We start from the raw sequence: 21,369 nt of genomic DNA, 5'->3' as shown, positions 1-21,369 counted from the left end.
CTTGGCTCCGCCCCTTCGACTGCGTGCGCGAGGACCGCCGTTCAGAACCAGCTCTTGCGCGCCGGCTCGATCGACACCGCGAGGGCTTCGCTGACGACGGCGGTGATCGTGTCGCCGACCTTCAGCGAGGGAAGCTTCGCCTGACGGGCGGGGTCCGTCACGTTGACGGTGTAGACCTCGCCGCCATTGGGATTGACGAGGTCGATGCTGTTCGCGCCGAGGTCGATGCCGACGACCAGCCCGCTCAGCCGCGTCACCTGCACCCCGATGCCGCCCGGCGCCTCGACCGAGCGCGCGACCGTCTGCTGGATCTCGTCCTCGGGCACGGGCGCACCGGGTTGGGACACCATGAAGGCCACGGAGCGGTAGAACTGCGCGTCGACGGTGTCTCCCACCTTCAGCATTTCCAACCGGACCGCCGGCCCGGCCATGACGGTGACCGGCGTGCCCGACCGTCCGGTCAGCGTGACCTTCCGCTTGGCCGCGTCGATGGCCGTGATTTTCGCGTGGAGCGTGACGGCGGCACTTTCCGGAATGACGTTCGTCAGAACGGGCCTGTCCTGCGCCGACGCCGGGTGCGGAACGGTGCCCGGCACCAGGAATACACCGCAGAGGATGCCCACTGCGGTGGCGGTGGCCGTTGGCAAGGTTGCACGACGCTTCATGCTGTCCTCCTGTTTTGCCCGGCATATCCCAGCGCCGTCTTCGAAGCGCGAAATTGGGGTGCGGATCTGGGGCTGTCCGGTGTGGTGCGTTGTTGTCCACAGCCAAGTCCTGTAGCCTGGGACGCTGTCTTTGACGAGTATTCTACGGTAGCCTGGATTTCGCTGATCCCTGCCGTTGGACCAGCTGTTCAGAACGCGCCCGGCCCGGTGACGAGCGTAAGCATCGGACGGCTTCCGCGGTCTCGGTTACCGTAATGGATGTTACGGTTGCGTACTTGGCGCAATCACCGTGGTCCGCCCAACAGGGACTCGACCGGCTCCGGGCGCACCGGCAATTCGGGACAGCGATACCGTAGCGGCCTGCATCGACCGTGGCTGCTACTTTCAATGGTTCCGTTCCACGCGGCTCAATGACTCCAGGCCCCTCATCAATGCCGCCGGCGCAGCGTTCGGGACAGGAGGCGGGGCAGGAGGGATGTCGATGAACGGACCCAGGTGGCTGATACGGTCGGCACTGTGCTCGGCGCTCTGCGTTTTCGCCCTGGTCGGGCCGGCCTTCGGGACCGAGGCGCCGCCGTCCGACAGCCCGCCGCAAGCGGTCGAGCAGGACGAGCCGGATGACTCGCCGATCGACGACGAGGCGATGACCGTCCTGACGCGCATGGCCGACACGCTCGCCCAGACCCAGCGCTTCACCGTGACCATCCGGGCCAGCTACGACGTGGTTCAGGACACGGGGGAGAAGATCACGTTCGGCGAGCGGCGCGCCCTCACCCTGAACCGCCCCGACGGGCTGCGGGTCGAAGCGCAGGAGAGCGACGGGAAACGGTCGCTGGTGACGTTCGACGGCAAGGCGATCTCCGTGTTCAACGCGGATGAGAACGTTTATGCCCAGATCGAACGGGCCGGCACCATCGACGACGCCGTGCGCTATCTGGTCCAGGATCTTCAGGTGCGGCTGCCGCTGGCGCTGCTGCTGGTCAGCACGCTGCCGGATGAACTGGAGCAACGCCTTCAGACGCTCGACTATGTGGAGCGGGACATGCTCACGGCGGTGCCGACCGATCACCTGGCGGGGCGCACCGAGGATGTCGACTTCCAGATCTGGATCGCCACCGAAGGCCCGCCGCTGCCCGAGCGCGTGACCATCACCTACAAGGGCGACGAGGGCGAGCCGCAATACCGGGCCGAATTCTCCGATTGGAACCTCAATCCGGACGTCCAGCCGGCGCAACTCGCCTTCCATCCTCCGGACGGCGCGGAACGCATTCCGGTCATGATCCGTGTCCGCCGCAACGCCGCCGGCGGTTCGGCCGGCAGTTCGGAAGGAGCGCCGAAATGAACACGCCAACTTCACGAATTGCCTTTTCCATCGCCGCATCCCTGCTGCTGGTGGCCGGATCGGTCGCGGATGCCTATGCCCGCGGCGGCGGTCGCGGAGGCGGAGGCGGAGGGGGAGGGGGAGGGGGCGGCGGCCGAGGAGGGGGTGGCGGAGGCTTCTCCCGGTCCGGTCCGGCGGCAGGTGGCGGCTTTTCCGCTCAACGCTCCTCGGCGGGACGATCCACGGCGGGAGTGGGAGCCCGTCAGGCCGGCGCCACCGAGCGGTCGAGCCAGCGGACGGCCTCCGCGCAGACGGCGTCCCGGCAGTCCGGTGCTACGGAACGGTCCGCGCAGCGCGCCGAGACGAAGCAGACGCGCACGGAGTCCCGGGCCGACACGCGCACTTCGGGCCAGCAGGAGCGGACCGAGCGGCAGGGGCAGCGCCAGCAGGGCCAGACCGAACGTACGGAAGCCCGCCAGCAAGGCCAGACCGAGCGCACGGAATCGCGGGCCTACGCGGCGCAAAACATCGCCAACGATTGGGACGGTCATCATTACTACGACGATGACGACGATTGGGGGTGGGCTCTTGCGGGTGCGGCGGTTGGAGCGACCGCCGGCTACATCGCCGGCGCCGCCACGGCGAGGCCCACTTATGTGACGGTGCTTCCCTGCACGCCCACCGTCGTGCCGTACGGCGGCGTCAGCTATTACGGCTGCGGCGGAACCTGGTACAATCGCAGCTATGTGGACGGAAGCGTCACCTACGTCACCGTCACCCCGCCTCCCGGTTATTGACCGCCCCAGGCGTGGTCATGGCGCAGGCGCACCCGCCTTGTCAGCCGGCCGATCAGTCACTCTGGCGATGTTCCAGCCGTCAGGGTCCGGATGCGTGCGATGACGTGGTCAACATGCGGTCGCACCCCCGACGCGAGATCGTTCCAATCCTCCCGCTCCTCGCCGAGATAGGCCGCCCGGGCGTGCGCCAGAACGCGCCGGTGCTCCTCGGGCAGACGCGCGAGCGCCCAATCGGCGGCTTGATCCTTCGGGAGGATCTTGCCGGTCGTGAGCGTCGTCCAGATGCGCGCCAGGGTCAGCAGCCCGTTTCGTCTGTCGTCCCCTTCTTCGATGCCTGGAATTAGGATCGGCACCATGTCCACCATGGCCCGGACGAGATCCGTGCGCGGCACCGGATCGAGGACGGAGTCGACGGGCGGGCCGAAGAGCGGCAGGGCTCCGCGGCGGGCCGTCTCGATCAGGACGGCGACGTCGGGATCCCGGCACGGCCATTCGGGCATGCCGCCCCGCTCGAACTCGGTGCGCATCCATTCGCCATACTGAAGCTCGAGGCAGCCGGGGTGGCGCCATGGGATCAGGGCTGGGCGGGCGAGAATGGTGAGTTCAATGGGGCGGCCGGGCCCGCCGATGGCGGCGCTTCCCGAGATCGGCAAAAGCTGACGGATGATCGCGACGCGCTCATCGTCGGACAGCGATCGCTCAGTGACGACTAGGATGTCGAGATCGCTGTTCGGGCGCAGGCCGCCCGCGACTGCCGATCCGTAGAGATACGCGGCTGAGGCGGCGGCACCGAGAATGTCGCGAACAACCGCCGCAGCGGCAACGGTCTGCTCACAGGATCGCGGTTCATGCGCCAGGAACGGTATCATCGCCATCAGAATGCCAGCCACGTTGCGGCATGACAACGTTACGGCATGACAACGGCTGGCCAAGCTGCGCAATCGTCGTTTACGCGGTCGTCGGCGATGCCCGTGACGAGGACTCGGCCGCCATCCAGCGGCATCGGCGGCATGGCGAGAACGTTCCTGTCAGCGCATGACCGCCGCGGGTCACTGGGTGCCGCTTCGCTGGGTGGACCCCTGCTGGACGCCGCGCTGGTAGGCCGAGGCCTCGGTCCGCTTGTGATAGTCGTAGAGCAGACCGCCGGCCAGACCGGCACCGGCGCCGATGGCCGCACCCATGCCGGCGTTGCCGGCGATGGCGCCGATCAGTGCTCCGCCGGCAGCGCCTCCGGTCGTGCCGGTGAGCGCGCGTTGCTGGGTCGGTGACATGTCGGCGCACGCCGCAAGGGGAAGCGCGACGACGGCGACGCGGAGGATTTGTGTGGGTTTCATGATTTTTCCCATCCTGGTTGGCCTTTGATCGAAGGCCGTGGACCGCGGCGGAGGAAGCGGATGCCGGCGGGATCAGGCGCGGCAGGGATAGCGTTGGGACAGGAAGCGGAACAGCCCATCCACCGGCGGCGTATCCATCAGCTTGGGATTCTGCTTTGCCCAGGTGACGAAAGCGGAAACGGCGTCGTTGCGCGACGGCGGTGGCGTCGGCGCGCACACCAGTTGACGCTTGCCTTCGGCGGCCGTCACGACCTGATGGTATTGATAGGCGCCGACGGCGAAGCCGTGGCAGAAATGGAGCGCCGCGATGCCGGTCGCGTCGTTTGGCGTGGCTTCGCACAGCCGCACAAGGTCGCCCGTGGTCCGGACCTGAAAATTGGTTTCCGTGGGGGCCGGCCCCATCTGCGCGTTCGCGGCGGTGATCACCGTCGCCGTCAGGGCAACGGCCAGAGCGACCTTGGTTCGGAGTTTCATGGTTTGCTCCCAGCGCTTTTTGTGGGCGGCTTTTCGTAAGCGGATTTTTAGGGACAGGAGACGCTTCCCCCGACGAACCGGCCGGCCCGATGCGAAATCAATGGACAGCCGATCGGATGGATGGCGTGCACAGATCGGGGGGTGAATTTAACTCGCAAGGCATTGTGCTTTGGAAGGTAGCATTCCTCCAAGCCAAAGCGCAGTCATGCTACGGTAACGCCCACCGTATCGGTCATGTGAAGAGGGGCATTCTCTGTTCGAAATACCGATGACCGAACAGAATTTACCCCCTTACAGGGCGCCTTATTGCTTATTGGAAAAAAAATCATAAAGGATTATTAATAAATATCTTATAAAAGTACGCTGGGTTGGATTTCCAAAAATCCGAATTTTATTCACGGAAAATCCAAAGTCCAAATCCCCTCTGGGACACGGTGGCGCCGCAGTGTTCCAGAGATGACCCACCAGGGGAACGCGGTCTGATACGGTAACAGTACCAACTGTTGCATGCTTCAACGCTGCGGATGATGCGGTGCAGTATTTCCCGTGTCTAAAGCCAGCGCCTTGGCCCCTCACGTTCTCATCATGGGTCGGTATCCGCATGGGTCTGTATCCGCAGCGCCGGCGTCGCAACGTCTTCGCGGATGCAAAAGAATCCTGCCGGCACAGCGAACGCACAGCCGGCGCAGGAGCGTACAGCCAAAGAGGACATGTGATGAAAAATCGGCGGGTGCGTCCCCTGACGGAACAGCAGCCTTTGGCAAGCTGGTTTTCCGCCTGGACCGCGGCATTTCCCTTTCTTGGCCCTTTCGTCGAACCCGCAGAAAACGGGACCGCAGTAAAGTCAACGGGAGCGAAGCCGGCTGGAGCAAAGCCGGTCGAAGAGACGGCGGCCGGGAAAGGTGCTGATGGTTGGCCAATGCCGACTTTCCCCAACCCTTTCAACCTTCCCAACCCGTTTCAGGACGCCGTCGACTACGGCGTCGATGCCATGCAGCGTTGGGTCCTGTTTCTGGATGTCTTGCGGCGGCGCGGCGACCAGTTCATGAACCATGCCGATAAAGGAAAGCCGCCCGTCCTGTCCTTCCCGTACGAGGTCGTGATGGAAGGGCGGAAGCTGAAGCGGCCGTGCAATTACATGCTGCTTCACATCCTGCCGGACCCCGCCGTCGGCACGGACCCGGCCAAGCGTCCGTTCGTGATCGTCGATCCGCGCGCCGGCCACGGTCCAGGAATCGGCGGCTTCAAGCCCGACAGCCAGATCGGCGCCGCTCTGCGCGCCGGCCACCCCTGCTATTTCATCGGTTTCCATCCTGAGCCGGAGCCGGGCCAGACCCTCGCCGACGTCGGGGAGGCTGAGGCCTTCTTCATCGAGCATGTCGGAAAACTGCACGACGGCGTGGGCGGCAAGCCGTGCGTCATCGGCAATTGCCAGGCCGGCTGGGCGGTGATGGCGCTGAGCGCGGTCCGGCCCGACCTGATGGGGCCGATCATCATCGCGGGCTCTCCGCTGTCCTATTGGGCCGGCGTGAAAGGGCGGAACCCGATGCGCTACCTCGGCGGCCTCTATGGCGGCGCGTGGCTCGCCGCTCTGGCCAGCGACCTCGGCAACGGCCGCTTCGACGGGGCGCATCTGGTCGGCAACTTCGAGAAGCTGGACCCGGCCAACACCTATTGGAAGAAGGCGTACAACCTGTACGCCCATATCGACACGGAAGCGGACCGGTACCTTGAATTCGAAAAGTGGTGGAGCGGCTTCTTTCTCATGAACGGGGAGGAGATCGAGGCCATCACCGACGAGCTGTTCGTCGGCAACAAGATGACCAGCGGCGGCATCGTCAGGAACGGGCGCCGGCTGGATCTGCGCAACATCCGCTCCCCCATCCTCGTCTTCGCGTCCTTCGGCGACAACATCACGCCGCCGCAACAGGCGTTGGGCTGGATCCTCGATCTCTACAGCGACGTCGAGGACATCCGGGCCCACGAGCAGACCATCGTCTACAACCTCCATCACGACATCGGGCACCTGGGCATCTTCGTGTCCGGCCGTGTCGCCCGCAAGGAAACGTCGGAGTTCGTCGAGAACATCGACTTCATCGACCTGCTGCCGCCCGGTCTCTACGAGATGATTCTTCAGCCGAAGGACCCGAACGTCCCCGGCGCCGATCTGGTCGCGGGCGATTACGTGACTCGGTTCGAGCCGCGCACGCTCGACGACATCCGCGGGCTTGGCGGCAACACGCCGGAGGACGACCGGCGCTTCGCCGCGGTGGCCCGTATCTCGGACATCAACAAGGGTCTGTACGCCACCTTCGCCCGGCCCTCGATCCAGGCGACCGTCAACGAGCCCTTCGCCGAATGGCTGCGGATGATGAATCCGGCGCGCAGCCAATATTACCTGTTCTCGCACCTCAACCCCTTCATGGCGCCGGTCGGCCCCATGGCCGACTGGGTGCGCGAGCACCGCCGCCCGGTGAGCCCGGACAACCCGTACCTGAGCGCGCAGAACCGCGTCTCGGACGAGATCGTGCAGGGGCTCGACCGCTGGCGGGACGCGCGGGACGGCGCCGTCGAGCGCCTGTTCATGGGCCTCTACAACGCGCCGCTCCTTCAGGCTCTGGTCGGGCTGGCCGCACCGGGCGAAGACGCGCGGCCACCGCACATCCGCGACGAGGCGTTCGAAGCCCTGGTCGAGAAGCGGATGGCCGAGATCATGGGCCGCGTCGCGGAAGGCGGGGTGCGGGAGGCGCTGTTCCGCATCCTGATCCACGCGCGGCGCGGCGAAGGCGCCCTCGACGAGCGTGCCTTCCAGATGCTGCGGAAAATCCGCGAGGAGCATCCCGGCACCCAGCAGTTGTCCGTGGATGCCGTCCGCGCGGTCTTCCGCGAGCAGGTCTTCCTGATGCTGATGGATGAAGCCGCGGCGATGAGCGCGCTGCCCAAGCTGCTGCCCGGCGAGAAGGAGCGCAAGGAGGTGATGGCGCTGGCGGAACGTGTTCTGGAGGCCTCAGGACCGCTGACTTCCGACCAGCGTGCCCGCCTGCGGCAGGTGGACGCCCTTCTGCACGACAAGGAGGAGCGCATCGAGGCCGGGCGCGAGCCGCCCCTGCGCGTGCTGCCCGGGGCCGGCGGAGTGTCGTTGGCCAAGGCCGCCTCCGACATCAGCCGGGCGGACGCGCCGCCCAGGACGATGGGCACCGCGAAGGCCAAGTGAACCCGCGGTGTCGAGACAAGAGGCTGACAAGCAACAAGGGGAACGCGTCATGAGCAACATGGACCAGACCAGGGCGGCCGCGGCCACCCCCGACATCGGTGACGATCTGATCTCGCCCGACGAACTCCGGAAGCTCGGCGAGGAGCACGAAATGGCCCTGCTCCAGGAAGCCCTGGAGCGGGAAAAGAAGCACATGAAGGAACAGGACACCGTCCGCGAAGCCTTCATGAACCAGCACATCCGCCCTGACGCCAAGGAGCGGTTCACGCGCGCGGTGCGCGACGCCGCGTCGCGCGGCGTGAAGGAAATCCAGGTGGCGCGCTTCCCGAGCAGCTACTGCACCGACGGTGGCCGGGCGATCAACAATTTTGAGCCGGACTGGCCGAATTCCCTGACCGGCTTCGCCCGCGAAGCCTACGAGGTCTTCGACAAGAATTTGAGGGCGAAGGGTTACAAGCTGCGGGCGCAGATCCTGGACTATCCCGGTGGCATGCCGGGGGACGTCGGGCTGTATCTGCGCTGGTGAGGAGGGAACGCCATGGCCGGTAGCCAGCCACCGTCCCCGCAACGGCATGAGAAGTACGAACGGCTGGTCGCCGCCTGCCGCGACATCTCCCCCATCCCCACGGCGGTGGCGCACCCTTGTGACGCCTCGTCCCTGGGCGGTGCCGTCGACGCGGCCCGACAGGGCTTCATCACGCCGATCCTGATCGGTCCGGCCGCGCGCATCCGGGCCGTGGCGGACGAGTCCGGCCTCGACATCGCCCCATACGAGATCGTGGACGTGCCGCACAGCCACGCCGCCGCCGCCACGGCGGTGGAACTGGTGCGCCAGGGGCGTGCGCAGCTTCTCATGAAGGGAAGCCTGCACACGGACGAACTGCTGCGCGAGGTGGCCAGGAAGGACAGCGGGCTGCGGACGGAGCGGCGCATCAGCCACGTCTTCATCATGGACGTGCCGACCTACGGCAAGCCGCTGTTCATCACCGACGCCGCGGTGAACATCGCGCCGACCCTGGAGGACAAGCGCGACATCATCCAGAACGCCATCGATCTGGCGCAGGCGCTGGGGAACCCCCAGCCGAAGGTGGCGATCCTGTCGGCGGTCGAGACCATCAACCCAAAGATCCCCTCCACCGTGGAGGCCGGCGCTCTGTGCAAGATGGCCGACCGGGGGCAGATCACCGGCGGCCTGTTGGACGGGCCGCTGGCGCTTGACAACGCCATCAGCCCCGAAGCGGTGAGGATCAAGGGCATCGCCTCCCCGGTCGCCGGGCAGGCCGACATTCTCGTCGTGCCGGATCTGGAGGCGGGCAACATGCTTGCCAAGAACCTGACCTTCCTGGCGAACGCCGATGCCGCCGGCATCGTGTTGGGCGCGCGGGTGCCCATCGTGCTGACCAGCCGGGCCGACAGCGTCATGACGCGCATGGCTTCTTGCGCCGTGGCGGCGCTGTACGCGCACCGGCAGCGGATCGAGCAGCCGGTGAAGGGGTGATGCCGCCATGACCGAGACGACCATCAGCGAGACGATCCTGGTCATCAACGCCGGTTCCTCCAGCATCAAGTTCCAGCTGTTCGATGCGGCGGACGGGACGCTGCCGGTGCGCCTGCGCGGCCAGATCGAGGGGATCGGCACGACGCCCCGGCTGGTTGGTCAGGACGGCAGTCTTCCCTTGCCGGCCGAATGCGGTGACGGGGTACCCGGCGCGCTGGCCTTTCTCGGCGCGTGGCTGCGGGAGCGGCTGGGCGGTGCCATGCCCGTGGCGGTCGGGCATCGGGTGGTTCACGGCGGGCCGGCCTACGACAGCCATGTGGCGGTGGACGACGCGGTGATCGGCACGCTGGAGACCTACGTTCCGCTCGCCCCGCTCCACCAGCCGAACAATCTGGCGCCGATCCGGGCGATCCGGAAACTCTTGCCGGACGTGCTTCAGGTGGCTTGCTTCGACACGGCCTTTCACCGGCACCATTCCGAGTTGGCCGACCGCTACGCCATCCCGGAGGCCCTCCACCGGGATGGCGTGCGACGCTACGGCTTTCATGGCTTGAGCTACGAATACATCGCCGGGCGTCTGCCGGACCTCGCCCCCGGGATCGCCGGTGGGCGGGTCGTCGTCGCGCATCTCGGCAGCGGGGCCAGCATGTGCGCCATCCGGGACGGGGGCAGCGTGGACAGCACCATGGGCTTCACCGCGCTGGACGGGCTGCCGATGGGCACGCGGCCGGGACAGTTGGACCCCGGCGTGGTCCTCTACCTGATGGACAAGGGCATGGACGCCCGCGCCATCGAACGGCTGCTCTACCACGACTGCGGGCTGAAGGGGCTGTCCGGCATCAGCAACGATGTCCGCGACCTGCTGGCCAGCACCGATCCGCGGGCCAGGCTTGCGCTGGACTGCTTCGTCTACCGGGCGAGCCTCGCCATCGGGACGCTGGCCGCCGCCATGGGGGGCATCGACGGGCTCGTGTTCACGGCCGGCATCGGCGAACGGGCGCCGGCCATCCGCAAGGCCATCGCGGAGCGGGCGCGCTGGCTCGGCTTCGTTCTCGACGAGGCGGCCAACGCCGCGAACGCGCTGTGCATCACGACGCCGGACAGCCGGGTCAAGGGCTGCGTCATCCCGACCGACGAGGAACGGATGATCGCGCTCCACACCCGCGCCATCCTCCGCCGCCACCGCTCCGCCTGACACGGACCCGAGAAGGAGAGAGGCATCATGTCCTGGCTATCCGGGTTTGGGTCATTCGGGCTCGGGTCATCCAGATCGGTGATCCTCGCCGGCCTCCTGCTTCTCGGCTGCGAGCAGCCGACACCGCCGCCGGCCGAGGCGACGCTGATCCGCGCCCTGCCGGTGCAGGTGAGCCAGTTCGACCGCACCGCCGCGCTGACCGGTGAAATCCAGGCCCGCCACGAGAGCAACCTCGGCTTTCGCGTCGGCGGCAAGGTGGTCGAGCGGCTGGTGGACGTCGGGCAGGCGGTCACGTCCGGGCAACTGCTGGCGCGGCTGGACAACCAGGACCAGACCAACGCCGTGAGGTCCGCCGAATCCGACGTGGCGGCAGCGCGCGCCGCCGTCGAGCAGAGCCGGACGCAGGAGGAGCGCCAGCGCTCCCTGCTCGCCAACGGCTTTACCACCCGGGTCCAGTACGACAACGCCCTGAAGCGCTACCAGCAGGCGCAGGCCGAGCTGAACTCCGCCGAGGCGCAGCTGGGCTCGGCCCGCGACACGCTGTCCTACACCGAACTGCGCGCCGACCGCGACGGGGTCATCACCGCGAAGATGGCGGAGCCCGGGCAAGTGGTCGCCGTCGGCCAGACGGTGTTGCGGCTGGCCGATCCGGGAGAGCGGGAGGCGGTCTTCCAGGTGCCGGGCGCCAGCATCCGGCTGGAAGGACGGGAGGGCCTGCCGACGGTCGAGGTGCGGCTCGTCAACGATGCGAAAGCCGTCACCGAGGGAACGATCCGCGAGGTGTCTCCGGGGGTCGACCCGGTGACCCGGACCTACACCGTGAAGGTTTCCCTGCCCAACGCCCCCGACGCCTTCCTGCTCGGCTCCTCCGTCGTCGGACGGGCCAAGCTGCCGGCGCGGCCGGTGGTCAATCTGCCGTCCTCGGCGCTGTTCCAGACGGAGAATGGAAAACCGGCGGTCTGGGTCGTGGCGAGGCCGGCCGACACGGTGAGCCTGCGTCCCGTCTCCGTGCTGCAATACGACACCGGCACGGTCACCGTCTCCAGCGGCCTCAGCGATGGCGATCTGGTGGTGATCGGCGGCGTCCAGAAGCTGCGGCCGGACCAGAAGGTCACCATCAAGCAGGGGAGCGGCGCATGACCCGCATCGCGCGACCAACCATGCGGCCCCCAGGCATGCGGCAGCCTACCACGAACCCGCTTCTCATCGTGCTGCTGGCCCTGGCCCCGACACTGGCGGCCTGTCAGCCGCAGGGCGGCCATCACGCCGACGCGGCGCCGGTGATCCGCCCGGTGCGGACCATCACTGTGGAGCCGGTGACCTTCCGGATGGGCGGCTCCGCCACCGGAACCATCGAGGCGCGGGCCGACGCCGACCTTGGCTTCCGCATCGCCGGAAAGCTGGTCGAGCGACAGGTCGATGTCGGCAGTCTGGTCAAGGCCGGCGACGTGCTGGCCCGGCTGGACGACCAGGACCAGCGCAACGCGCTGCGGACCGCCGAGGCGAATCTCGCCTCCGCGCAGGCCGATCAGATGCAGGCGCGCAACGAGGAGGCCCGCAAGCGGGAACTGCTGGCCAACGGCAACGCCCCCCAGGCGCAGTACGACGCGGCGCTGCTGGCGATGCGCACCGCCGACGCCAAGGTCGTCGCCACGCAGGCGGCGCTGCAATCGGCCCGCGACCGGGTCGGCTATACGGAGCTGCGGGCGGATCGGGACGGCGTGGTGACCACCATCGGGGCCGAGCCCGGACAGGTGGTCGAAGCCGGCCAGATGGTGGTGCGCGTTGCCCAGCCGGAGGAGCGCGAAGCCGTCTTCAACGTCGCCGAGACCGGCATCCGGGCGGCGCCGAAGGACCCGGTGATCGAGGTCTCGCTGGCCGGCGCACCGGACATCACGGCGGTGGGCCGCGTCCGCGAGATCTCGCCCCAGGCCGATCCCGTCACCCGGACCCACACCGTCCGGATCGCGCTGGACAACCCGCCTGACGCCCTGCGCCTCGGCGCGACCGTCGTCGGCCGCCTGAAGCAGCCGCCCGCCCCGGTGGTCGAGCTGCCGGGAACGGCGCTGTTCGAGGAGGCCGGGCGGAGCTTCGTCTGGCTCGTCGACCCGAAGGCCCAGACCGTCCGGCGCCAGCCGGTCGTGATCCGGCCCAGGGATGGTGCCAGGGACACCGATGGCCCGGTCATCGTCACCGAGGGACTGACCCGCGGCGACGTCGTGGTCACCGCGGGCGTGCACAGCCTGAGCGAAGGCCAGCGGGTCCGGTTCAACCAGAAAATCGAAACGGCGGCGGCACCATGACCGGCTTCAACCTCTCCGAGTGGGCTCTGCGCCACCGCTCCTTCGTCTGGTACCTGATCATCTCGCTGACGGTGGCGGGCGGCATGGCCTACATGCGCCTCGGCCGCGAGGAGGACCCGGCCTTCACGATCAAGACCATGGTGGTCCAGGCCAACTGGCCGGGCGCCACCATCGAGGACACCATGAAGCTGGTGACCGACCCGATCGAGAAGAAGCTGGAGGAGATCCCCTATCTCGACTACGTCAAGAGCTACACCAAGCCCGGCATCTCGGTCGTCTACGTCAACCTGAAGGACTACACGCCGGCCGAGGCGGTGCCCGACCTGTGGTATCAGGTCCGCAAGAAGATCGCCGACATGAAGTCCACCCTGCCGCAGGGCGTGCAGGGGCCGGCCTTCAACGACGAGTTCGGCGACACCTTCGGCACGGTCTTCGCCTTCACCGCCGACGGCTTCAGCTACCGAGAGCTGAAGGACTACGCGGAAACCGCGCGGGCCGATCTGATGCGCGTGCCGGACGTCGGCAAGATCCAGTTCGTCGGCGTCCAGAACGAGCGGATCTACCTCGACTTCTCGACGCGCAAGCTGGCCGCGATGGGGATCGACCGCGAGCAGGTCATCGCCGAGCTTCAGGCGCAGAACGCCGTGGCCCCGGCCGGCGTGGTGCAGGCGGGCGACGAGAAGATCTCGGTCCGGGTCAGCGGCGCCTTCACGTCGGAGGACAGCCTGCGCGCCATCAGCCTGCGCGCCAACGACAAGTTCTACCGGCTGGCCGATCTGGCGGACATCCGGCGCGGCTACGCCGACCCGCCGTCGCCGCTGTTCCGCTACAACGGGGAGCCGGCCATCGGGATGATCATCTCCATGGCGGCCGGCGGCAACGTGCTGACGTTCGGCGAGGGCATCCGCGAGCGGATGCGGCAGGTCGAGGCGAACCTGCCGGTGGGCATCGGCGTCCACCTCGTCGCCAACCAGTCGGTGGTGGTGGAGGAATCGGTCGCCGGCTTCACCAAGGCGCTGAAGGAGGCCGTCGTCATCGTGCTGGTGGTCAGCTTCATCAGCCTGGGCCTGCGCGCCGGGCTGGTGGTGGCGACCTCCATTCCGCTGGTGCTGGGCATGACCTTCATCGGCATGGAGTTCTTCGACATCACGCTCCAGCGCATCTCGCTGGGCGCGCTGATCATTGCGCTCGGCCTGCTGGTGGACGACGCGATGATCACCGTGGAGATGATGATCACCAAGCTGGAGGAGGGCTTCAGCCTCGATAAGGCGGCGACCTTCGCCTATACCTCCACCGCCTTTCCCATGCTGACCGGCACGCTGATCACCGTGGCCGGCTTCATCCCCATCGGCTTTGCCCAGGGCGGTGCGGCGGAATACTGCTTCACGCTGTTCGCCGTGGTGGCGATGGCGCTGCTGTTCTCCTGGATCGTGGCGGTCCTGTTCGCGCCCCTCATCGGGGTAAACGTGCTGCCCAAGACCATGAAGGCGAAGCATGGCAGCGAGCCGGGGCGTCTGATGCGGATGTTCCGGGGCAGCCTGCGCCTGGCCATGCGGGCGCGCTATGTGGTGATCGTCGCCACGCTGCTGCTGTTCGGCCTGTCGGTCTTCGGCCTGCGCTTCGTCCAGCAACAGTTCTTCCCCGCTTCCGACCGCCCGGAACTGCTGGTCAACCTGACCCTGCCGCAGACGGCCTCGATCCGAGCGACCGAGGAGGTGGTGGATCGCTTCGAGAAGGTGCTGGCGGCCGACCCGGACGTCGAGCGGTGGAGCTTCTACATTGGCCAGGGCGCCGTGCGCTTCTACCTGCCGCTCGACGTGCAGCTGGCCAACGACTACTTCGCGCAGGCCGTGGTGGTGACCAAGGGCTACAAGGTTCGCGAGGCTGTCCGCGCGCGGCTGGAGAAGGTGCTGAACGAGAACTTCTCCGACCTGAACACGCGGGTCAGCCCGCTGGAGATGGGGCCGCCGGTCGGCTGGCCGATCCAGTACCGCGTCTCCGGACCCGACGTGGGCGAGGTACGGGCCATCGCCGCCCGGATGGCCGACACCATCGGCACCAACCCCTACACGCTGCTGGTCAACTACGACTGGAACGAGCCGTCGAAGGTGGTGCGGGTCGATGTGGACCAGGACAAGGCCCGCCTGCTGGGGATCAGCTCCAAGTCGCTCAACCAGGCGCTGAACGCCACGGTGTCGGGTGCCGCCTTCACCCAGGTGCGCGACGACATCTACCTGATCGACGTGGTGGCCCAGGCGACCAACGCGGAGCGCAGTTCCATCGAGACGCTGCGCAACCTTCAGATCGCCATTCCGGACGGACGCACCGTGCCGCTGGGCGAGGTCGCGACCATGCGCTACGACCTGGAGCAGCCGGTGGTCTGGCGGCGGACGCGCCTGCCGACCATCACCGTCCAGGCCGATCTGGTCCCCCCGTTGCAGGCCGCCACGGTGGTGCAGCAGCTGGCCCCGGCGGTGGACGAACTGCGGCGCAGCCTGCCGCCCGGCTACTCCATCGAAGCGGGCGGCACGGTGGAGAACAGCGCCAAGGGCATGGCCTCGATCACCGCCGTCTTCCCGATCATGGTCTTCATCATGTTGACCATCCTCATGATCCAGCTTCAAAGCTTCCAGAAGCTGTTTCTGGTCATCAGCGTGGCGCCGCTCGGCCTGATCGGCGTCGTCGCGGCGCTGCTGCCGACGGGCACGCCGCTGGGCTTCGTCGCCATTCTGGGCGTGGTCGCGCTGATCGGCATGATCGTCCGCAACTCGGTCATCATGATCGCCCAGATCGACGAGCATCTGGAAGCCGGGGAGCATCCCTGGGACGCCGTCATCAACGCCACCATGCACCGCGTGCGGCCGATCCTGCTCACGGCGGCGGCGGCCAGCCTGGGCATGATCCCCATCGCCCCGGAGGTCTTCTGGGGTCCCATGGCCTACGCGATCATCGGCGGCCTGATCGTGGCGACCCTGCTGACGCTGTTCTTCCTGCCGGCGCTGTACGTCGCTTGGTTCCGGATCCGGGAACCGGCGGCGGAGGAACGCGCCAAGCCGCGGTACGACGAGGCCGTCCATCCGCCGGGCCCGGCGCCGACCAAGGGCGTGACCAGCGGCGTGTGACCACCCGCTAATCCGTCCTCCGCCGACGCGGCGTGCCTTCGCGGGCATCTCCGGCGGCGCCGGATGAGCGGGAGCTTCAACGAACGATCCAGCGAGGGAGGGGAACATGCCGGACCGGGCTGAACGGCTGGAAGGCGGTCGGACCGCCGAGCAGGTGCGGCTCGACCAGGCGCGCGAACAGGGCGTCCCCTGGAAGACGTGGGGTCCTTATCTCAGCGAGCGGCAATGGGGCACCGTGCGCGAGGACTACAGCGAACACGGTGACGCCTGGAACCACTTCCCGCACGATCACGCCCGCTCGCGCGCCTACCGGTGGGGGGAGGACGGCTTGGCCGGCATCTCCGACGACCGCCAGCGGCTCTGCTTCGCGCTGGCGCTGTGGAACGGGCGCGACGCCATCCTCAAGGAGCGGCTGTTCGGGCTGACCAACGGCGAAAGCAACCACGGCGAGGATGTGAAGGAATACTATTACTACCTCGAAAGCACGCCGACCCACTCCTACATGAAGTATCTCTACAAGTATCCGCAGGCGGCCTTTCCCTACAACGATCTGATCGAGACGAGCCGCCGGCGGAGCCGCCAGGACTTGGAATACGAACTGCTCGACACCGGCGCGTTCGACCAGGATCGTTATTTCGACGTCTTTGTGGAATACGCCAAGGCATCTCCCGAACGAATTCTGATCGAGATCACCGTTCACAACCGTGGGCCGGAGGCGGCGGACCTGCACGTCCTGCCGACGCTGTGGTGGCGCAACCAGTGGTCACGGGACGACGGTTCCGAGGACACCGCGCGCAAGCCCACGCTCCGCGAAGCCGTAGCGGGCCGCCGCATCGCCGCCCTTGATCCCGAGGAGGGGGAAAAGGCGCTGCATTGCGACGGCGGTCCGGCGCTGCTGTTCACCGAAAACGAGACCAACCGCCAGCGCCTGTTCGGTGTCCCGAACCGCACCCCCTACGTCAAGGATGGGATCGACGCCTGCGTCGTGCGCGGGCAGGCGGAGGCGGTGAATCCGGACAAGTCCGGCACGAAGGCCGCCGCCCATTATCGCCTGACCCTCGCCCCCGGCGGGAGCCGGACCATCCGCCTGCGCCTGGACGCGGACAACACGGCTGGAGAAGCCGCGGGCGACGATGTCTTCGGCACCGCCTTCACCGACCTGTTCGACGCCCGCCGCCGGGAGGCCGAAGCCTTCCACGCGTTCCTCACCCCGCCGTCGTTCAGCGCGGACGAGTCCCTGGTGTTCCGCCAGGCCCTGGCGGGCATGTTGTGGAGCAAGCAGTATTACGAATACGACGTCGGCACTTGGCTGAAGCAGCACGGAGCGAACCCGTTCGCGGCGGCCCGCCGGATCGGTCCGCGCAACAGCCAGTGGCACCACATGCACAACGCCGACATCGTGTCGATGCCGGACAAGTGGGAATACCCCTGGTACGCGGCCTGGGATCTGGCCTTCCACGTGCTCGCCCTGACGCTGGTTGATCCCGACTTCGGCAAGCAGCAGCTGGAGCTGATGCTGCGCGAACGCTACCTGCACCCCAACGGGCAAATTCCCGCCTACGAGTGGAATTTCGGTGATGTGAACCCGCCGGTGCACGCCTGGGCGACCATCTTCACCTACCGGCTGCTGAAGCCGCGGAACGACGAGGCGGATCGCCGCTGGCTCGAGCAGACCTTCCACAAGCTGCTGCTGAACTTCACTTGGTGGGTCAACCGCAAGGACCGCGAGGGAAGGAACGTCTTCGAAGGCGGCTTCCTCGGGCTCGACAACATCGGCGTGTTCGACCGCAGCGCACCGTTGCCGACCGGCGGCTGTCTGGAGCAGGCGGACGGCACGGCCTGGATGGCGCTGTTCTCCCTGAACATGCTGGAGATCGCGGCGGAACTGACGAAGACCGATCCGCTCCACGCCGACATGGCCGTCAAGTTCGCGGAACATTTTCTGTGGATCGCCTCGGCGATGACCCGCATCGGCGACGACACCGGCATGTGGGACGAGGAGGACGGCTTCTTCTACGACGTGTTGCGGCTGCCGGACGGACGGGCGGAGCGCCTGAAGGTCCGATCCCTGGTGGGCCTGCTGCCGCTGTGCGCCGTTTGCGTCTTCGACGGCGAGGTCCTGGCCAAGCACCCGGACATCGCCGCGCGTTTCCAGTCCTTCCTGGCCGATCGCCCGGAGTTGGTGGGCGCCATGCACGACCCGCGACAGGTCGGGTTCGACGGGCGCCGGCTTGGCGCCATCCTGAACGAAGGCCGGCTGCGCCGGGTTCTGACGCGCATGTTGGACGAGCGGGAATTCCTCAGCCCCTACGGCATCCGGTCGATGTCCCGGCATCACGCCGACCACCCCTACGTCTTCGTCGTGGGAGGCCAGGAATTCCGCGTTCCCTACCTACCGGCGGAGTCCGACAGCGGCATGTTCGGCGGCAATTCGAACTGGCGCGGGCCGATCTGGATGCCGATCAACGCGCTGATCGTTCGCGGGCTGCTCCAATACTACGCCTATTTCGGGAACGACTTCCTCATTGAATGCCCGACCGGGTCGGGGAGCATGATGAACCTCTATGAGGTCGCCCAGGACATATCGCGGCGCCTGGAGAGCATCTTCCTGCGCGACGAACACGGCAATCGTCCGGTGTTCGGCGGCGCCCGGACGTTCCAGCAGGACCAGCACTGGAAGGATCACATCCTCTTCTACGAGTATTTTCACGGCGACATCGGCGCCGGCATGGGGGCCAGTCACCAGACCGGCTGGACCGGTGTGGTCGCCCGTCTCATGCATGTCTTTGCAACGACCACGGCGGACGGCTTCCTCGGCAACGCGAAGGAAGCCTACGCCGACAGAGCCGTCCACGAACAGCGCGTGTGAGGGTGCGCCGGCCTTCCGGCCGTCATGACCGGTTCAACGTCATGCGGGAGCCGAGGCATCCCCACCCGATGAACGTCTGCAAGATCGACAAGGATGTTTGGACCATCGCGCCCTGAAGGGATCACGAACCATGGCGGACTTCGTTCACGACCGGCTCATGCCGCACGCCGACGCCTCGGAATTCCCGGAGCGGTACGAGATGAGCTATGTCCGCAAGGCGCTCGTCCTGTCGATGATGCTGATCCTGCTGATCGGTTGCTTCGTCGTGCTGCGCCCCTTCATCCCGGCGATCCTCTGGGCCGTCATCCTGTCCTTCAGCACCTGGCCGCTGCACCGGCGGATCGAACGCGCGCTCGGCGGCCGCACAACGCTGGCGGCGGCGATCATGACGCTGATGGTCATGGCGATTCTCGTCGGCCCCCTCGCGGCGCTCGGAATGAAACTGTCGGAAAGTGTTGTACGCGTCTTCGAGGCGGTTCATGCGGCCATGGACCGGGGACTTCCACCGTTGCCGGACTGGCTGGTCGTCCTCCCGATCTTCGGGGACCAGTTGCAGGAGATCTGGAACGTGCTGGCGAGCGGCGAATCCGCTCTGCGTATGACGCTCCAGCCCTATTCCGGCCAGATCCGCGACTGGGTGCTGGAGAGCGGCGAGCATCTTCTTTCGGGGACGTCGCTGATCGCGCTGAGCGTGCTGATCGCCTTCTTCCTCTACAGGGACGGCCGCACCGCCGTGCGCCGGCTGCGCAGCGTCGTTGGGCGGATCGCCGGCGCCCGCGCGCGGCAGTCCCTCGACGTTGCCGCCGAGACGATCAACGGAGTCGTCCATGGCGTGCTCGGCACCGCTCTGGTGCAAGCCGTCGCCGCCGCCGTGGGCTATTGGATCGCGGGAATTCCCGGCGTTCTGTTCCTCGGCTTCGTCACCTTCTTTCTGACGCTGGTGCCGATGGGGCCGGTGCTGATCTGGTTGCCCGCCGCGATCTGGCTGACCAGCCAGGGCCGCACCGGCATGGCGATCTTTCTGGTGGCCTGGGTCGGTGTGCTGGTCGGCAGCCTCGACAACGTCTTGCGTCCAATCCTGATCGGTCGAAGCAGCGATCTTCCCTTCATCATCATTTTTCTGGGCATCATCGGCGGTCTCGTCGCCTTCGGCCTGATCGGCATTTTTCTCGGCCCGACGCTGCTCGCCGTGGCGTACGGCCTCATTCGGGAATGGAGTGGGGGAAACGAGCCAGGCGACCCCACTGGCCGCGGTACCGAGGCTGCCGAATAACCCGTCGCCATTGCGGTCGCGGTACTGTGCCAGTGTCGCGTCATGGTCGTCCCACACCAGGACATGCGGCACGCCCACCCCCTCCGCGTCCAGTTTGGCCGGTACGCCGCCGGCGTGGGGATTGGCGATCCGTCGCTCATCAAGGCAAGGCGCGCAGAACCCGTTCACGTGGATCGGAGGAATATGGCTGGCCCCTGGCGTGGAAAAAATCGCCGTGAATTCGGGGCAATCCGTTCAGATTGTCCGGGTGACCTTGCGCAGGTGGCGGGGGCGGTCGGGGTCGAAGCCGCGCGCGAGCGCGAGCCGGGCCATAAAAGGGTAGAAGGCCTGGATCGCCGCGATGGGGTCCAACACCGGATGCAGCGGCGGCGGCAGCAGCAAAGGCGTGTCGGCCAGAGCGAGCGCCCGCTCCTCAGCGGCGGCGACCAGCAGATGGGCGCCGGCCCGCTTCAGCGCGCGGGCGGTGTCCAGCACGCCGTCCAGCGTCTCGTCCCGCACCGCCACCACGAGCACGGGGAAGCCCGGCTTGACCAGCGCCATCGGGCCGTGCATCACCTCCGCCGCGCTGAAGGGCTCGGCGTGGACGGCGGCGGTTTCCTTGAACTTCAGCGCCATTTCCTGCGCGATGGGGTAGCTGCGCCCCCGCGCGACGATGAGCAGGCTGGAGGCAGCCTCCAGGACCGACAGCGCTGCCGACCAATCCGCAGCACCGGCCCGCTCCAACTCATGGGGCAATCGTGAAAGGGCGGCGAGAAGCGCTTGGTCATCCGCCCAGACGGCGGTCAGCCGGGCAACGGCGGCGAGGCTGGTGACGAAGCTCTTGGTCGCGGCGACGCTCAACTCCGGCCCGGCATGGAGCGGCAAAGGATGGGCGACCCGCTCCGCCAGCGGCGTGTCCTCGGCGTTGATCAATGCCGCCGTCAAAGCGCCGCCAGCCCGCGCCCTTTCCGCGACGCACAACAGGTCGGGGCTCTGCCCCGATTGGGAGATGGCCAGGACGAAGGCGTCCTTCACCTGCAGATCGGCGCCGTAGGCCGTGACCACCGACGGCGCCGCCGAAGCGGTGACCAGTCCCAGCGCCGCCTCGAACAGGTAGCGGGCGTAGCCGGCGGCGTGGTCGCTGCTGCCCCGCGCGATGGTCATCGCGAAGGGCGGCGGCACGGCCCGCAAGCGGTCGGCAAGGGCGGCCACCGCCGCGGCGTCGGAGTCCAGCAGGCGCCGCACCGCCGCCGGGGCGGTTGCGGCCTCCTGCATCATCAGGGGAGCGCTGGTCATGGGTCGGCCTCCGTTCCAGGCCGATCATA

General features: G+C 67.3%; 16 protein-coding genes. 11 read left to right on the top strand and 5 right to left on the bottom strand.

Going from position 1 to position 21,369, the window contains the following annotated elements; genetic code table 11:
* Nucleotides 1-41: 41 nt before the first annotated feature.
* Nucleotides 42-665, bottom strand: a complete 624-nt coding sequence (locus AMK58_RS24115) for a hypothetical protein (RefSeq protein ID WP_035671791.1) — start codon at nt 663-665, stop codon at nt 42-44.
* 481 nt (nt 666-1,146) lie between these two features.
* Between AMK58_RS24115 and AMK58_RS24110 the strand changes: the two genes are divergently transcribed.
* Both AMK58_RS24110 and AMK58_RS24105 read left to right on the top strand, forming a co-directional pair.
* Nucleotides 1,147-2,007 (top strand): DUF2092 domain-containing protein, encoded by an 861-nt coding sequence (locus tag AMK58_RS24110; protein WP_051140118.1) that lies wholly within the window; start codon nt 1,147-1,149, stop codon nt 2,005-2,007.
* Between the two features lie 230 nt (nt 2,008-2,237).
* A complete protein-coding gene (locus AMK58_RS24105; RefSeq protein WP_035669622.1) occupies nt 2,238-2,783 on the top strand; it encodes a hypothetical protein in 546 nt (181 codons plus the stop codon).
* Between the two features lie 56 nt (nt 2,784-2,839).
* On the opposite strand, the gene AMK58_RS24100 is transcribed toward AMK58_RS24105, so the two are convergent.
* From AMK58_RS24100 to AMK58_RS24090, 3 genes are all read right to left on the bottom strand, one after another.
* Nucleotides 2,840-3,673 (bottom strand): aminoglycoside adenylyltransferase family protein, encoded by an 834-nt coding sequence (locus AMK58_RS24100; RefSeq protein WP_196813079.1) that lies wholly within the window; start codon nt 3,671-3,673, stop codon nt 2,840-2,842.
* 159 nt (nt 3,674-3,832) lie between these two features.
* Nucleotides 3,833-4,117 (bottom strand): glycine zipper family protein, encoded by a 285-nt coding sequence (locus AMK58_RS24095; RefSeq protein WP_014239563.1) that lies wholly within the window; start codon nt 4,115-4,117, stop codon nt 3,833-3,835.
* 72 nt (nt 4,118-4,189) lie between these two features.
* A complete protein-coding gene (locus AMK58_RS24090) occupies nt 4,190-4,591 on the bottom strand; it encodes a Rap1a/Tai family immunity protein (RefSeq protein WP_035669628.1) in 402 nt (133 codons plus the stop codon).
* Nucleotides 4,592-5,510: 919 nt separating this feature from the next.
* Here AMK58_RS24090 and AMK58_RS24085 point away from each other — a divergent pair.
* From AMK58_RS24085 to AMK58_RS24045, 9 genes are all read left to right on the top strand, one after another.
* Nucleotides 5,511-7,805: a DUF3141 domain-containing protein gene (locus AMK58_RS24085; protein ID WP_035669631.1), complete on the top strand. Its 2,295-nt coding sequence runs from the start codon at nt 5,511-5,513 to the stop codon at nt 7,803-7,805.
* Between the two features lie 49 nt (nt 7,806-7,854).
* On the top strand, nt 7,855-8,331 hold the full coding sequence (locus AMK58_RS24080) for a hypothetical protein (RefSeq protein ID WP_035669634.1): 477 nt from the start codon (nt 7,855-7,857) through the stop codon (nt 8,329-8,331).
* 12 nt (nt 8,332-8,343) lie between these two features.
* On the top strand, nt 8,344-9,303 hold the full coding sequence (locus AMK58_RS24075; RefSeq protein ID WP_035669637.1) for a bifunctional enoyl-CoA hydratase/phosphate acetyltransferase: 960 nt from the start codon (nt 8,344-8,346) through the stop codon (nt 9,301-9,303).
* 7 nt (nt 9,304-9,310) lie between these two features.
* Nucleotides 9,311-10,498, top strand: a complete 1,188-nt coding sequence (locus AMK58_RS24070; protein ID WP_035669640.1) for an acetate/propionate family kinase — start codon at nt 9,311-9,313, stop codon at nt 10,496-10,498.
* A 78-nt stretch (nt 10,499-10,576) separates the two neighbouring features.
* Complete coding sequence (locus AMK58_RS24065) at nt 10,577-11,638, top strand: efflux RND transporter periplasmic adaptor subunit (protein WP_035669644.1); 1,062 nt, start codon at nt 10,577-10,579, stop codon at nt 11,636-11,638.
* Complete coding sequence (locus tag AMK58_RS24060) at nt 11,635-12,801, top strand: efflux RND transporter periplasmic adaptor subunit (RefSeq protein ID WP_196813080.1); 1,167 nt, start codon at nt 11,635-11,637, stop codon at nt 12,799-12,801. Before AMK58_RS24065 ends, AMK58_RS24060 begins: the two co-directional genes overlap by 4 nt.
* The gene (locus AMK58_RS24055) at nt 12,798-15,923 is read left to right on the top strand and encodes an efflux RND transporter permease subunit (protein WP_035669646.1); all 3,126 of its coding nucleotides are present in this window, start codon (nt 12,798-12,800) and stop codon (nt 15,921-15,923) included. The genes AMK58_RS24060 and AMK58_RS24055 overlap by 4 nt, the downstream gene beginning before the upstream one ends.
* A gap of 106 nt (nt 15,924-16,029) precedes the next feature.
* Nucleotides 16,030-18,792, top strand: coding sequence for an MGH1-like glycoside hydrolase domain-containing protein (locus tag AMK58_RS24050; protein ID WP_051139998.1), 2,763 nt, complete (start codon nt 16,030-16,032; stop codon nt 18,790-18,792).
* A gap of 130 nt (nt 18,793-18,922) precedes the next feature.
* Entirely contained in the window at nt 18,923-20,065 is a 1,143-nt protein-coding gene (locus AMK58_RS24045) for an AI-2E family transporter (protein ID WP_196813081.1), read from the top strand.
* Nucleotides 20,066-20,299: 234 nt separating this feature from the next.
* Here the strand turns inward: AMK58_RS24045 and AMK58_RS24040 are convergent, their stop codons facing one another.
* Nucleotides 20,300-21,340, bottom strand: coding sequence for an SIS domain-containing protein (locus AMK58_RS24040; RefSeq protein ID WP_035669648.1), 1,041 nt, complete (start codon nt 21,338-21,340; stop codon nt 20,300-20,302).
* Nucleotides 21,341-21,369: the final 29 nt, after the last annotated feature.

Origin of the sequence: Azospirillum brasilense (assembly GCF_001315015.1) — a bacterium.
In the GTDB taxonomy this organism is placed as follows: Bacteria; Pseudomonadota; Alphaproteobacteria; order Azospirillales; family Azospirillaceae; genus Azospirillum; species Azospirillum brasilense.
Note: the sequence above shows the minus strand (reverse complement) of the source record. Positions and strands in the feature narration are given on the sequence as shown.

Bases quoted from the DNA above. Each gene is read 5' to 3' on its own strand.
- AMK58_RS24040 (WP_035669648.1), bottom strand. From the start codon at position 21,340: ATGACCAGCGCTCCCCTGATGATGCAGGAGGCCGCAACCGCCCCGGCG.
- AMK58_RS24050 (WP_051139998.1), top strand. From the start codon at position 16,030: ATGCCGGACCGGGCTGAACGGCTGGAAGGCGGTCGGACCGCCGAGCAG.
- AMK58_RS24045 (WP_196813081.1), top strand. From the start codon at position 18,923: ATGGCGGACTTCGTTCACGACCGGCTCATGCCGCACGCCGACGCCTCG.
- AMK58_RS24055 (WP_035669646.1), top strand. From the start codon at position 12,798: ATGACCGGCTTCAACCTCTCCGAGTGGGCTCTGCGCCACCGCTCCTTC.
- AMK58_RS24115 (WP_035671791.1), bottom strand. From the start codon at position 665: ATGAAGCGTCGTGCAACCTTGCCAACGGCCACCGCCACCGCAGTGGGC.
- AMK58_RS24070 (WP_035669640.1), top strand. From the start codon at position 9,311: ATGACCGAGACGACCATCAGCGAGACGATCCTGGTCATCAACGCCGGT.
- AMK58_RS24075 (WP_035669637.1), top strand. From the start codon at position 8,344: ATGGCCGGTAGCCAGCCACCGTCCCCGCAACGGCATGAGAAGTACGAA.
- AMK58_RS24080 (WP_035669634.1), top strand. From the start codon at position 7,855: ATGAGCAACATGGACCAGACCAGGGCGGCCGCGGCCACCCCCGACATC.
- AMK58_RS24110 (WP_051140118.1), top strand. From the start codon at position 1,147: ATGAACGGACCCAGGTGGCTGATACGGTCGGCACTGTGCTCGGCGCTC.
- AMK58_RS24060 (WP_196813080.1), top strand. From the start codon at position 11,635: ATGACCCGCATCGCGCGACCAACCATGCGGCCCCCAGGCATGCGGCAG.
- AMK58_RS24095 (WP_014239563.1), bottom strand. From the start codon at position 4,117: ATGAAACCCACACAAATCCTCCGCGTCGCCGTCGTCGCGCTTCCCCTT.
- AMK58_RS24090 (WP_035669628.1), bottom strand. From the start codon at position 4,591: ATGAAACTCCGAACCAAGGTCGCTCTGGCCGTTGCCCTGACGGCGACG.
- AMK58_RS24085 (WP_035669631.1), top strand. From the start codon at position 5,511: ATGCCGACTTTCCCCAACCCTTTCAACCTTCCCAACCCGTTTCAGGAC.